Origin of the sequence: Paraperlucidibaca baekdonensis (assembly GCF_003387535.1) — a bacterium.
Classification (GTDB): domain Bacteria; phylum Pseudomonadota; class Gammaproteobacteria; order Pseudomonadales; family Moraxellaceae; genus Perlucidibaca; species Perlucidibaca baekdonensis.
This window is the reverse complement of record NZ_QUNR01000001.1, coordinates 241,922-255,081: the sequence shown is the minus strand read 5'-3', so window position 1 is coordinate 255,081 and position 13,160 is coordinate 241,922. Positions and strand designations below refer to the sequence as shown.

Here is a 13,160-nt window from a genome sequence, read left to right as displayed (position 1 = left end):
CTCCTGGTGGCCCAACAATGAAAAATTCAGTCGATAATTGTAGCGCACCGCGAGGCACTTGCATGATTTTCTCGTCGGTGTGCTAGTATCACCTCGTTAATTTATCCATATAAAACGGAGTGCCATGATGAGCAGTGAGCTGATCGTCAACACCAGCGATGCGAATTTTGCCGCCGATGTATTAGAAGCCGACGTGCCTGTATTGGTTGATTATTGGGCGCCATGGTGTGGTCCCTGCAAAATGATCGCACCCGTGCTTGATGAGTTAGCCAGCGAGTATCAAGGCCGCGTGAAGATCGTTAAGGTCAATGTTGACGAAAATGCCGCGACAGCCGCCAAGTTTGGTGTGCGCGGTATTCCCACGCTAACCCTGTTTAAATCGGGCGAAATTGCTGCCACGAAAGTGGGCGCACTATCTAAGTCACAGTTGACAGCGTTTATCGACTCCTCTATATAAGTCCTATTGGCGATGGCTGCTCCCGGCACCATCGCCTCGTTTCAACTCAGATTACTCTTTTACGTTCCCCACGACCTCCAGCCGACCGCCGTTGTGCTGCGCAGTGAATTCCTGCTGAACGACCTCGCCACGCACTGGCCATAGAGTGATTGGGTTGCCCTTACCCTCCAATTGACAGCACGGTATGAATCTCACCGAACTCAAGAAAAAGCCGATAGGCGAACTCATTAAAATTGCGGAATCCATGGGCTTAGAAGGCATGGCCCGTAACCGTAAACAAGACATCATTTTTGCCATATTAAAAACGCACGCGAAAAACGGCGAAGAAATTTTTGGCGATGGTTGTTTAGAAATTTTATCCGATGGCTTTGGCTTTTTACGTTCCGCCGAAGGTTCGTATTTAGCCGGCCCTGACGATATTTACGTTAGTCCTTCGCAAATTCGTCGTTTCAATTTGCGCACCGGCGATACGATTGCCGGCACTATTCGACCGCCGAAAGAATCGGAGCGCTACTTCGCGCTGCTGAAAGTTAATGAAATCAATTTGGATGCGCCGGAAAGTGCGCGCAATAAAATCCTATTTGAAAATTTAACGCCGCTATTTCCTACGCAGCGTTTAATTATGGAACTGGGTAATGGTTCCACGGAAGATTTAACCGCGCGTACTATCGACTTGGTGTCGCCATACGGTAAAGGCCAGCGTTCATTAGTAGTGGCGCCACCAAAAGCCGGTAAAACCATGTTGCTGCAAACGCTGGCACAGTCGATTGCGCGAAATAACCCTGAAGCGTATCTGATCGTGCTGCTGATTGATGAGCGCCCAGAGGAAGTCACCGAAATGCAGCGCACGGTGCGCGGCGAAGTGATTGCCTCCACCTTTGATGAGCCGCCGATGCGCCATGTGCAAGTCGCCGAAATGGTCATCGAGAAAGCCAAGCGTTTGGTTGAGCACAAGAAAGATGTGATTATTTTGCTCGATTCCATCACTCGCTTGGCGCGTGCCTATAACACCGTCATTCCGAGCTCGGGCAAGGTACTCACCGGCGGTGTCGATGCGCATGCACTGGAGCGACCGAAACGCTTCTTTGGTGCCGCGCGTAATATCGAAGAGGGTGGCTCGCTGACAATTATCGCCACCGCGCTCATCGACACCGGCTCGAAAATGGACGAGGTCATCTTTGAAGAGTTCAAAGGGACTGGCAACCATGAGGTTAATCTCGACCGTCGCATTGCTGAGAAGCGCGTGTTCCCGGCCATCAACATTAAGAAGTCGGGTACGCGTCGCGAAGAGCGCTTAATTGGCGATGATGAATTGAAGAAGGTCTGGATTTTGCGCAAGCTGCTGCATCCAATGGATGAAGTCGCGGCCATTGAGTTCTTGCTCGACAAGCTCAAAGACGCAAAAACCAACGACGAATTCTTCGACATGATGAAGCGCAAATAAACGCGTTGTGCGCTATGAAAAAGCCCTCTATTTAGAGGGCTTTTTTTATGCCTGGCTTTAGTCAGCGCGCGCTCATGGCCCGATATTTCAGCACTTTTGGCGCCACCACAAACTGACAATAGCCCTGACCTGGATTATGACGGAAATAATCTTGGTGATAATCCTCGGCTGGCCAGAATGGCGTGTCGTCGGCAATTTCAGTCACAATCGGTGCACTGTAATCGCCACGAATGCCATCGATATAATCAGTGACTGCTGCGCGCTGGGCATCATCTTGGCAAAACACCACAGAACGATACTGCGTGCCGGCATCATTGCCTTGGCGATTGAGCGTGGTGGGATCGTGTATGGTGAAGAAAATTCGCAGCAGCTCATTGAGCGAAATTACCGCGCTGTCGTAGCGCAGTCGCACCACTTCGGCATGGCCGGTGGCGCCGGTGCAGATTTGCTCATAACTTGGGTTGGGGCGCGCCCCGCCGGCATAGCCGGAGACGCATTCGAGTACGCCGGGCACCTCGCGATAGACCGCATCGAGGCACCAAAAGCAGCCGCCGCCTAACACCACTATTGATTCATTCATACGCTGCTCACTTGAGGTATATTCGTTCATTCTGCCATCTGCATGGATGGCTTCCTAGTCTGCAAAGCCGTAGTCAACACCCCGTAAACGGCGTCGCGACTTGCAATCTCATGCCCCGGAGAGCCCCGCATGCGTTACTTGAGTCATCTGCCCGCTGAGTTGCCGAGCAAAACCCCACGCTGGTTTGAGGTGGCCGCCGAGGCGCGCGTGGGTTTGGAGCTGCTTGATGGCCTGCGCCTGCGCAAACGCTTGCTCAATGACCTACCACTTGGCGCGGGCCATCCGGTCATGTTGCTGCCGGGCTATGGCACCAGTGAGCGGGCTATGGGCTTGTTGGCGAAGCGTTTGCGCAGCCTAGGCTATGTGGTGCGGCAATGGGGTCAGGGCAAAAATCATGGGGCAGTACACAAGCTCGTCCCGCCGCTAAAAACACGCATCCGCGATTGGTCAGCGCAGTTGGGTCAGCCGGTGAGTCTTATTGGTTGGTCATTGGGTGGTTATATTGCCCGCGAATTAGCCCGCGATATGCCAGAGCAAATTGCTGGCGTGATCGCACTGGGCTCGCCGGTGGTGGGTGGCCCGAAATACACGCTCACGGCCAAGCAGTACATTAAGATGGGTTTTGATTTAGACGCCATTGAGCGCGATATCGCTAGCCGCGACAGCGTGCCGATTCAATGCCCGATGACGCTGATTTTTAGTCGCGTTGATGGCGTGGTGAGTTGGCCGGCGACCATCGATAGAGTCACGCCGCAGGCGCGCCACGTGGAGGCGCGCTGCTCACATTTAGGCATGGTGTTTAGCCCGCAGGTGTTTCGTCAGATTGCCATGGCGCTGGCGGACCAGCGCGCTGGGACTGAGGCTTAGCGCGAACGCTGGGGCCGCCGCGCGGGCCGACTGCCATCATCACGCGGCGGCAAGCCGGTGTGTTGCGTCTGAATCTGGCCTTTGCGCGGCACGCGTGCTGGCCGCTGTGCCGAGCCTCCAGTTTTCTGTACCTTCAGCGACACGCCATCACCAGCACTGCCGTTCTTCTTGCGCGGGCTCGCGTACTGGCCATCGGTGGCGGGCTGCCAGGTCGGGATCAAGTGCTGTTTGCTATTGCCAATTAAGTCGGCGCGCCCCATCGCCGTTAAGGCTTCCCGCAGCAATGGCCAATTATTGGCGTCGTGGTAGCGCAAAAAGGCTTTGTGCAGGCGCCGGCGCTTGTCGCCCTTCACCACATCCACCGCTTCGGAGTCGCGCATGACCTTGCGCAGCGGGTTTTTGCCGCTGTGATACATCGCCGTGGCGGTGGCCATTGGCGATGGATAAAAGGTCTGCACTTGGTCGGCGCGATAGCCATTTTTCTTCAGCCACATGGCCAGATTCATCATGTCTTCATCGGTAGTGCCGGGATGCGCGGCGATGAAGTAGGGAATCAAAAACTGCTCTTTGCCGGCCTCTTTCGAGAACTTATCGAACAGCTGTTTGAAGCGATCGTAGCTGCCAATGCCGGGCTTCATCATCTTCGACAACGGCCCACCCTCGGTATGCTCGGGCGCGATTTTCAAATAGCCACCCACATGGTGCGTGACCAGCTCGCGCACGTATTCCGGCGATTGCACGGCGAGGTCGTAGCGCAGACCGGAGCCAATCAAAATCTTCTTCACGCCTTTGAGCTCACGGGCGCGGCGATAGAGTTTGATGAGCGGGTCATGGTCGGTATTGAGGTTCTCGCAAATGCCCGGATAAACACACGATGGCTTGCGGCAGGCGGCCTCAATGGCCGGGCTCTTGCAGGCCAGTCGATACATATTGGCGGTGGGGCCGCCGAGATCGGAGACGATGCCGGTGAAGCCCGGCACCTCGCGCATTTTTTCCACCTCGCGGATGATCGAGTCTTCCGAGCGATTCTGGATGATGCGGCCCTCATGCTCAGTAATCGAGCAGAAGGTGCAGCCGCCGAAGCAGCCGCGCATGATATTCACCGAGAAACGAATCATCTCGTAGGCCGGAATGCGCGCGCCACCATAAGCAGGGTGCGGCACGCGGGCATAGGGCAGATCGAAAACGTAGTCCATCTCTTCGGTGGTCAAGGGAATCGGCGGTGGGTTCAGCCAAACATCATTTTCGCCATGACGCTGCACTAGCGCGCGAGCGTTGCCGGGGTTGGTTTCCAAATGCAGCACGCGGTTAGCGTGGGCATAGAGCACCGGGTCGGCTTTGACTTTTTCATAGGATGGCAGGCGAATCACCGTGTCATCGCGCGCGGGTAACTTGCTGCGTTTGCTGTCACTGCCCGATGGCAAAAGCTCAACCAACGTGGTGTCTTCGGGCAATGCCCCAAGCTCGCCCCAAGCGCCGGGCGTGACCTTGATGGGCGCGCCGATGTCATTGGCGCCGGGCATGCTATTGCCAGAAAATGTGCCGAAGCCGCGTTCGCTAGCCGCGTCGCTGAGCTCGCTGGAAAACGCGCTGCCGGCATAAGTGGCTGCGCCCTTTTGCTTTTCAATGTCGCAGGCGGCGAGATCGGCGGTGTTTACATACGGGTTGAGAATGCGATCGACGCGGCCAGGTGCATCGACCCGCGAGGAGTCGAGCACGAACATGCCGGCCGGTGTATCGCGACGCAAAAATACCGTGCCGCGAATATCCGTGATGTCACGGATGTTTTCGCCACGGCTTAGGCGATGAGCAATCTCAACGATGGCGCGCTCGGCATTGCCATAGAGCAAAATATCGGACTTGGCATCGAGCAAAATCGAGCGGCGAACTTTATCTTGCCAGTAGTCATAGTGTGCGATGCGGCGCAGCGAGGCTTCGATGCCGCCGAGGACTTGTGGTACATCGGAATAGGCCTCGCGTGCGCGCTGGGCATAGACCAGACTGGCGCGGTCGGGGCGGCGGCCACCTTCGTCATTAGGCGAATAGGCATCGTCGGAGCGGATTTTGCGATCGGCCGTGTAGCGGTTGATCATCGAATCCATATTGCCGGCGGCGATGCCGAAAAATAGGTTGGGCTTGCCTAAGATTTTAAAGGGATCGGCAGACTGCCAGTCGGGCTGCGCGATGATGCCGACGCGAAAGCCCTGCGCTTCGAGCAAGCGACCAATGATGGCCATGCCGAAGCTTGGGTGATCAACATAGGCATCGCCGGTGACAATGATGATGTCGCAAGAATCCCAGCCGAGCTGGTCCATCTCGGCGCGCGACATGGGCAAAAATGGCGCCGGCCCAAAGCATTCCGCCCAATAGCGGTCGTAACCAAACAGCGGTGTTTTGGCGACCGGCGGTAGCAAACTCATCACATCACTCCAGCACGGCAAGCGCGCAGATGGGCGGCGGGCACATTGGCCCGCCGAGGTATAACGTTTAGAAGCCGAGCAGTGGCAACAGCGATTCAATGAATGCGCCATCAAGGCCGACTAAGCCACCGATGCGCTTCGATAAGCCGGTTTTCAGACTCTCGCCGGTGTCATTTCGCAGCGCTGTGGCGGCTTTCACGGCGGCACTGTCGGCCGCGCTTAAGCGCGAACCCAAGGCTTTCTCAACTTTCGCCACGGCTGATGATTCGCTGATCGGCGTGCCGGCTGCAGGAAATAATGCGGCCACGGCTGGGCCGCTGAGGCCGATACGTGACGCCACATTGTCGAGAAATTTATCCTGCACGCCATTGATGCCGGATTTGGTGGCCCCGACCAGGCCTTGCAGCTGGATCTTTTCAGCCACGCCCAGCGCCGTGCCGCGTTTTGCTTCCACGGCTTGAATAAACGATTGCGTTTGCGAGGCACTGTTGGCGGAACCAGTGCTGCCACCGCCGCCGAGACCAGCGCAGGCCGATAAGCTGATGCAGGTAGCGGCGATCACGAGAAATTTTTTCATCAATATCATCTCAATTAATACGTTGACGGGCGCGCACCACAGCGGCGCGCACTTGATTGGGTGCCGTGCCACCGATGTGGTCGCGGGCGTTGACGGAGCCTTCGAGCGTGAGCACATCGAAGACATCTTCGCCAATATCGGCGGAGAAATTTTGCAACTCAGCGAGGCTCATCTCAGCTAAATCTTTGCCGCTTGAAACGCCATAGCCCACGGCTTTGCCGACCACCTCATGGGCGTCGCGGAAAGCTAAGCCACGCTTCACCAAATAATCAGCGAGGTCGGTGGCGGTAGCAAAACCGCGGCGTGCGGCTTCGCGCATGACCTCGCGACGCGGCACCAGCGCCGGCACCATATCGGCAAAGGCACGCAGGGAGCCCATGACGGTATCGGCGGCATCAAACAGCGGCTCTTTGTCTTCCTGGTTGTCTTTGTTGTAGGCCAGCGGTTGGCCTTTCATCAGCGTCAGCAGCGCCATCAGGTGGCCAAACACGCGGCCGCTTTTACCTCGCACCAGCTCGGGTACATCGGGATTTTTCTTTTGCGGCATGATGCTCGAGCCCGTGCAGAAACGGTCTGGCAGATCGACAAAATTAAACTGCGCCGAGGCCCACAGCACCAACTCTTCGCTGAAGCGCGATAGGTGCATCATGATTAAGGCGCTGGCGGAGCAAAACTCGATGGCAAAGTCGCGGTCGGAGACGGCATCGAGCGAGTTTTCGCAGAGGCCATCGAAGCCCAACAGTTTGGCGGTGATGCGGCGGTCGATGGGATAGGTCGTGCCGGCCAGTGCGGCCGAACCCAAGGGCATACGATTGACGCGTACGCGCAGATCAACAAGGCGCTCGTCATCGCGCTTAATGTTTTCGAACCAGGCCAATAAATGGTGGCCAAAAGTCACCGGCTGCGCGGTTTGCAAATGCGTAAAGCCGGGCATGATGGTCTCGGCTTCGCGCTCGGCGAGATCAATGAGGCCGGTCATCAGGCGCTTTAATTCACCGCGAATAGCGTCGATTTCATCGCGCAAATACAGGCGAATATCGGTGGCGACTTGGTCGTTGCGACTGCGGCCGGTGTGCAAACGCTTGCCGGCAATGCCGATGCGATCGGTGAGGCGGCTTTCGATGTTCATGTGCACATCTTCGAGCTCCACGCGCCAGACAAACTCACCGCGCGCGATTTCCGCTTCAATGGCGTTCAGGCCATCGATGATCAGATCACGATCAGCCACGTTCAGCACGCCGACTTCGGCGAGCATGGTGGCGTGTGCGATAGAGCCGCGAATGTCTTGGCGATACATGCGCTGATCAAACTGCACGGAGGCCGTGAACTGCGCAACAAACTGGTCGGTGGCCTCTGCAAAGCGGCCACCCCACATGGACGATGATGGGGTGCTCATGACTAAACCTTATGGCGCCTGCTGGGCGCGTCTTGCTCAAAATAAGCAGGGCTCCGGAAATCGGGTAAGCCATGCGCTTAAAAATAAGTCGCTTAGTATACATCACCCATGCTGTGCGCTGCTTGTGAACGCGGGGCTGCCTCGGGCACACTGAGTTCATGTCCAAAAACAATAAATCCACGCTCATCCATTCGCCCGCCGACTTCAACAGCAATGAGTTTTGGCTGCCCGATTTCTGTTCGCGCACCTTCACGTTTCGTATCGCCGTGATCTGCGTAGTGATTTCGCTTTTTTTATTGCTCGCGCAAACGCCCGTCTTATGGCCCTTCCCGCTCTGGGACTACATTTTATTATTGCTGCTGACCGGCAGCGTCATGGGCACCAGCTTTTTTCTGATATGTCGCTGGCGGCAACGCATGATGGCGTGGCGACATTTGGCCGTATCGGCGACCGTCGTTGCCATCATCATGATTAATTTGCTGTGGCTGAGCTTGGGCGGTTTTATGCTGCTCGATGCGCTAGAGCTGCCCATGCTGTCGTTTGTCAGCAATGAATATGCCGCGATTTTCCGACATTTGCTGATGAGTGGCTTATTTGCCGGCTTATTTATGCGCTATTTAACCTTGCAAGCGCAGCTCAGAAATCGCGAAAAAGCTGCATTACAGGCGCGCTTAGAAGCTTTGCAGGCGCGCATTGAGCCGCATTTTTTATTCAACTCGATGAACATTATTGCCAGCTTAATTGCTTCGGATCCTGACAAGGCTGAGCAGGTCGTCGAGGATTTATCGGCGCTATTTCGTGCCAGCCTCAAAGACAGCGCCGACGTGAGTTTGCGCGATGAGCTAACGCTGTGCCGGCGCTACGCCAATATTGAAGAGCTGCGTTTGGGCGATCGCCTCAATATCGATTGGCAAATTCCGGCCGATATTGGCGGCGTGCGGATTCCGCTATTAACGCTGCAGCCGCTCTTGGAAAATGCCATCCGCCATGGCGCCGAGTTATCTTCAACGCCATGCAGAATCACATTAGCTGTTCAGATTTCGCCCGATTGGGTTAGGATACGAATGACGAATCCGCTGCCGCAGTCTCCGGCGCGTCCAGGCAATCAAATGTCTATGCGCAATGTGCTGCTGAGATTAAAAGCGCGCTTTGGTCCCGACGTGCAGCTTGATGCGGCGCCAGAGGCAGGCTATTTTGTCACCGAGTTGAGCTACCCGCGACACTTGGCTTAATAAAAAAAGAGCGAGCCACAAGGCCGCCCATAACAAGAAAAAAGTGAGGTTTAGGGAATGAAACCACGGGTCATTATTTGTGATGATGAACGTCTAGCACGCGAACGCTTAGTGCGACTCCTTGAAGATATTGGTGGTTATGAGCTTGTTGGCTTAGCCGAACATGGCGAGCAAGCCATCGAGCTAGTAAATGACTACGCGCCCGATATCGTGCTCATGGATATGCGCATGCCGGTGATGGATGGCCTGACCTGCGCCCGCCAACTCGCCGATCGTGACTCGCCGCCGGCGATCATTTTTTGCACCGCTTTCGATGAGCATGCGCTCGAAGCCTTTTCGGTCACCGCTGCTGGCTATGTGCTGAAGCCAGTGAACCGTGAAAGTTTGCGTGAGGCCTTAGCGCGCGCTTGCCGCGTGAGCCAATTACAGCTCGGCGTTTTGCGTCAGCAGCCGGCGGTCACCGAGCGCAGCACACATCGCAGCCACATCACCGCGCGTACGCATCGCGGCATCGAGCTAATTCCTATCGATGAAGTGCGCTATTTTCTCGCCGATCATAAATACGTCACCGTGCGTCATGAGCAAGGCGAAGTCTTGATTGATGAGACCCTCAAAGAGCTCGAAGAAGAGTTCGGTGATCGTTTCATTCGCATCCACCGTAATGCCCTGTTGTCATTGAACTTCTTGGAAGGCCTCGAAGTCATTTCAACCGGCCAATACCGTGTGCGCATTCGCGGTCTCGACGAACGTTTAGTGGTTAGCCGCCGGCATTTGCCCGAGCTACGCGAAACCCTGCACCGCGTCTAAGTCGCCTGCTTCACGCAGCAATGCCTCGGGGCTGATACACTCGCTCGCAGTGATCGGTTCCGAGGTTTTTTATGTCCATAGGTACATCGGCGAAGCCCCTGCGCATCGCCACGCGTCAAAGCCCGCTGGCCCTTTGGCAGGCTCATTACGTAGCCGATGAGCTGCGTCGTCACCACCCCGGCCTCGTGGTTGAGCTGGTTTCCATGGTCACCCAAGGCGACAAAATCCTCGATGTGCCATTGGCAAAAATTGGCGGCAAAGGCTTGTTCGTTAAGGAGCTGGAGGCCGCCATGCTCGATGGCCGTGCCGATATCGCCGTGCATTCTATGAAAGATGTGCCCATGGCCTTCCCCGATGGCCTCGGCCTGTCGGTGATTTGCCCCCGCGAAAACCCCTTCGATGCCTTTGTCAGCAATCACGCGGCATCGGTGGAGGCGCTGCCCGAAGGTGCTGTGGTGGGCACTTCAAGTCTGCGCCGCCAGTGCCAGATCCGCCGCGCGCGCCCCGACCTCGTGGTGAAAGATTTACGCGGCAATGTGCAAACTCGTTTAGCCAAGCTCGATGCCGGTGAATACGATGCGATTATTTTGGCCTGCGCCGGACTCATGCGTCTCAATATGCACGACCGCATTCGCTGCAGCATCGATCCTGAGCTGATGCTGCCGGCGGTAGGCCAAGGCGCTGTTGGCATCGAATGCCGCAGCGACGACACGCAAACGCAGGCATTGCTTGCACCATTGCACGATCCGGTCACGGCCATCCGCGTGATGGCTGAGCGCGCCATGAATACGCGCTTAGAAGGCGGCTGCCAAGTGCCGATTGCCGGCTATGCCACGCTCGATGGCGAGCACATAATGATTGAAGGCCGCGTGGGGAGTGTCGATGGTCAGCGCATGATTATTGACCGTGTGCAGGGCCTGCAACATGATGCGGAAGCCCTCGGTGTTGAGTTGGCTGAAAAGCTGTTGGCGCAAGGTGCTGGCGAGATTTTGGATGCCGTGTATGGGCGCTCGAGTACGCGCTAATGCGCATTCTTAATCCACGCCCGGCGCGGCAAGCGGCGGCGCTTACGCAGACCTTGCGCGACGCGGGCCATGCGGTGATTGAGCTGCCGTTGCTGGCGGTTGAGCCGCTCGCATTGAGCACACAAGCGCGGGCCCAGATCATGGCGCTTGATCGCTATGATGGCGTGGTTTTTGTTAGCGCCAATGCCGCGCGCTACGCGGTCAGCGCGATCACGGATTATTGGCCGCAATGGCCTCAGCCTTTGCCCTGCGTGGCGGTTGGTCAGGCCACGGCGGCGGTGCTCGAAGCCGAGGGCTTGCAGGTGCATATTGCCGCGCAAGAAGACAGCGAGGGTATGCTTGCGCTTGCTGTTTTACAGCAGGTAGCTGGTCAGCGCTGGCTCGTCTGTCGGGGTGAGGATGGCCGCGAATTATTGCCAACTACGCTGCGTGCGCGCGGCGCAACCGTCGACACCTTGGCGCTTTATCGGCGATTTTTGCCAGATGCTGCGCGCGGCGCATGGGCCAGCTGCTATCCTCGACCCGATGCGGTGATATTAAGCAGCGCCATGATGTGGCAAAACTGGCAGCAGATTGCCGGCACTGAGGCCACGCAGCCTTGGTTGATCACGGTCAGTGAGCGTTTGGCTGATCGCGTGCGTGACGCTGGTGCTGAGCGTGTGCTCTGCGCGGGTGGTGCGCAGCCGGCGCATTGGCTCGCCGCAGTGCAAGCATTGGCTGGCGAGTAAGCAAAGACATCCTGTCATTGAGCATAATAAGGACAATCTCATGGCGACATCTTCTAGCCGTCAACCCTTGGTGACCTCGGTCGCCATTAAACGGCCATTAAGTATGGGTTTTAAGCTGGTGCTGCTGTTTCTGACGCTGCTCACGATTGCGGCCGGCATCATGGCGTGGCATAGCGAGCAGGAGCACAAGCGCGCGCGCAGTAGCTTGCGTGCAGTCGATGCGTCATTGGCGCGGGTCAGTGGCGAATTAGAGTCGATGGGTTTGCGGGAATCGCTGCGTGACGCGCAGCTTAAGCAACAGCAAGATATTATTCAGACGTTATTGCTCGATGGTCCGGCGCTGCGCCAACGCTGGCTCACCGATCGCATTGATGCCGCCGTGACAGTTGCCGAGCGCGCCTTGCAACTGCGCCATGACGCCGTGGCCGCACGCCGTGCTTTGCTCAGTGTCGATGCCCTGCTTAATGAGCAGCGCTTTGAGTCATTCGACGCACTGCATCGCGCCCTAAAACAAGACATCAAGACGCTCGCGGCACTTGAGCCGATCGATACCAGCGCGCTGTACTTGCGGTTATCGGCAGTACAGCAAGACATTGCCGCGTTGAAGGTCAGCACTGTGCGCGCGCCGACGCCTAAGCCGGCGCCGACATCGCCCCAAGAAAACTCCGCCATGGCTGATTTATGGCAACAAGGCGTGGCGAAATTCCGCCAGCTCATTGTTGTGCGTCACCACGACGAGCCATTGGCGCCAGTGCTCGATGATGCACGCCTGGATGTATTGCGCAGCCAAATTGATAGCCAGGTTTTGCAGGCGCAAGTGGCGCTTTTGCAGGGTGATGCGACGGTTTACCGGGAAGCATTAGCCGCCGCGATGCGTCGCGTGCAGGCACGGCTAGCGGCATTGCCAGTGGCCCAAACTGAAGCATTACTCACTGAGCTTGAGGATTTGCAGGCGCAAATTATTACCCGCGATGAGCCGGCGCTGATTAGTCGCGCCGCGTTAACGGCATTGCCTAGTTTGGGTGGGGAGCGCTAGCCATGCGATTACTGACGTGGTTGTGTGTGCTGGTCGTCGTGCTGACTCTGTCAGTCACGGCGATGAGTCAAGACAGTGGCTATGTATTGATTAGCTGGGGTAATACCTCGCTTGAGATGAGCTTGGTGCTGGCGGTGCTTATTGCCGTGGTGTGGGTGTGGTTGGTGGCGCGCTTGGTGAGTTTAGAATTATGGTTACGGCGCGCGACACCTGCGCTGAGCACGCGCTTATCGCGCAAAAAAGCAGCAGATGCACGCGTGCCAGCCCCCGATAATCGAAAAAACTGGACACCTAAGGCTCGTTAGGCTTGACGCTAGGCCTTCGCGCAGCTTTAATACGCCCCTCGTGTGGCCCGGTAGCTCAGTTGGTAGAGCAGCGGATTGAAAATCCGCGTGTCCCCAGTTCGATTCTGGGCCAGGCCACCATCTATTGAAACTTTAAAGCCTCGATCCGTGATCGGGGCTTTTTTGTGGCCGATATGTTTTCGCGCACAGTCTGTGCGGCCTTCTCTGGCGTAGGTTAGATTCATAGCTAATGCCTATCGAAATCCAGCAAATAATCAATTTAACATTATTAGCATCCTTGGTTACT

Annotated in this window: 13 protein-coding genes and 1 tRNA gene; 10 read left to right on the top strand and 4 right to left on the bottom strand. The window is 56.6% G+C overall.

What is annotated here, in order from left to right:
* Positions 1-127 precede the first annotated feature (127 nt).
* Both trxA and rho read left to right on the top strand, forming a co-directional pair.
* Positions 128-457 carry a thioredoxin TrxA gene (gene trxA, locus DFR26_RS01210; RefSeq protein WP_116207121.1) on the top strand — a complete coding sequence of 110 codons (330 nt, stop codon included), beginning with the start codon at positions 128-130 and terminating at the stop codon, positions 455-457.
* 184 nt (positions 458-641) lie between these two features.
* On the top strand, positions 642-1,901 hold the full coding sequence (gene rho / locus DFR26_RS01205; RefSeq protein ID WP_116207120.1) for a transcription termination factor Rho: 1,260 nt from the start codon (positions 642-644) through the stop codon (positions 1,899-1,901).
* A 61-nt stretch (positions 1,902-1,962) separates the two neighbouring features.
* On the opposite strand, the gene msrA is transcribed toward rho, so the two are convergent.
* Complete coding sequence (gene msrA, locus DFR26_RS01200; RefSeq protein WP_116207119.1) at positions 1,963-2,481, bottom strand: peptide-methionine (S)-S-oxide reductase MsrA; 519 nt, start codon at positions 2,479-2,481, stop codon at positions 1,963-1,965.
* Positions 2,482-2,610: 129 nt separating this feature from the next.
* Here msrA and DFR26_RS01195 point away from each other — a divergent pair, with 129 nt between their 5' ends.
* Entirely contained in the window at positions 2,611-3,348 is a 738-nt protein-coding gene (locus tag DFR26_RS01195) for an alpha/beta hydrolase (RefSeq protein ID WP_116207118.1), read from the top strand.
* Here the strand turns inward: DFR26_RS01195 and DFR26_RS01190 are convergent.
* From DFR26_RS01190 to argH, 3 genes are all read right to left on the bottom strand, one after another.
* Positions 3,345-5,768 (bottom strand): YgiQ family radical SAM protein, encoded by a 2,424-nt coding sequence (locus tag DFR26_RS01190; protein ID WP_116207117.1) that lies wholly within the window; start codon positions 5,766-5,768, stop codon positions 3,345-3,347. The two genes, DFR26_RS01195 and DFR26_RS01190, sit on opposite strands and share 4 nt — an antisense overlap.
* 67 nt (positions 5,769-5,835) lie before the next feature.
* On the bottom strand, positions 5,836-6,345 hold the full coding sequence (locus tag DFR26_RS01185) for a hypothetical protein (protein ID WP_116207116.1): 510 nt from the start codon (positions 6,343-6,345) through the stop codon (positions 5,836-5,838).
* A 10-nt stretch (positions 6,346-6,355) separates the two neighbouring features.
* Positions 6,356-7,741, bottom strand: a complete 1,386-nt coding sequence (gene argH, locus DFR26_RS01180) for an argininosuccinate lyase (RefSeq protein ID WP_116207115.1) — start codon at positions 7,739-7,741, stop codon at positions 6,356-6,358.
* A gap of 158 nt (positions 7,742-7,899) precedes the next feature.
* Between argH and DFR26_RS01175 the strand changes: the two genes are divergently transcribed.
* From DFR26_RS01175 to DFR26_RS01145, 7 genes are all read left to right on the top strand, one after another.
* Positions 7,900-8,973 carry a sensor histidine kinase gene (locus tag DFR26_RS01175; RefSeq protein WP_116207114.1) on the top strand — a complete coding sequence of 358 codons (1,074 nt, stop codon included), beginning with the start codon at positions 7,900-7,902 and terminating at the stop codon, positions 8,971-8,973.
* Positions 8,974-9,030: 57 nt separating this feature from the next.
* A complete protein-coding gene (locus DFR26_RS01170) occupies positions 9,031-9,780 on the top strand; it encodes a LytR/AlgR family response regulator transcription factor (RefSeq protein WP_116207113.1) in 750 nt (249 codons plus the stop codon).
* 71 nt (positions 9,781-9,851) lie between these two features.
* Complete coding sequence (gene hemC / locus DFR26_RS01165; protein WP_116207112.1) at positions 9,852-10,805, top strand: hydroxymethylbilane synthase; 954 nt, start codon at positions 9,852-9,854, stop codon at positions 10,803-10,805.
* The gene (locus DFR26_RS01160) at positions 10,805-11,533 is read left to right on the top strand and encodes a uroporphyrinogen-III synthase (protein WP_116207111.1); all 729 of its coding nucleotides are present in this window, start codon (positions 10,805-10,807) and stop codon (positions 11,531-11,533) included. The genes hemC and DFR26_RS01160 overlap by 1 nt, the downstream gene beginning before the upstream one ends.
* Before the next feature lie 40 nt (positions 11,534-11,573).
* Positions 11,574-12,569 (top strand): uroporphyrinogen-III C-methyltransferase, encoded by a 996-nt coding sequence (locus tag DFR26_RS01155; RefSeq protein WP_116207110.1) that lies wholly within the window; start codon positions 11,574-11,576, stop codon positions 12,567-12,569.
* A 2-nt stretch (positions 12,570-12,571) separates the two neighbouring features.
* Complete coding sequence (locus DFR26_RS01150; protein WP_116207109.1) at positions 12,572-12,874, top strand: heme biosynthesis HemY N-terminal domain-containing protein; 303 nt, start codon at positions 12,572-12,574, stop codon at positions 12,872-12,874.
* 44 nt (positions 12,875-12,918) lie between these two features.
* A tRNA-Phe gene (locus DFR26_RS01145) sits at positions 12,919-12,994 on the top strand.
* Positions 12,995-13,160 lie beyond the last annotated feature (166 nt).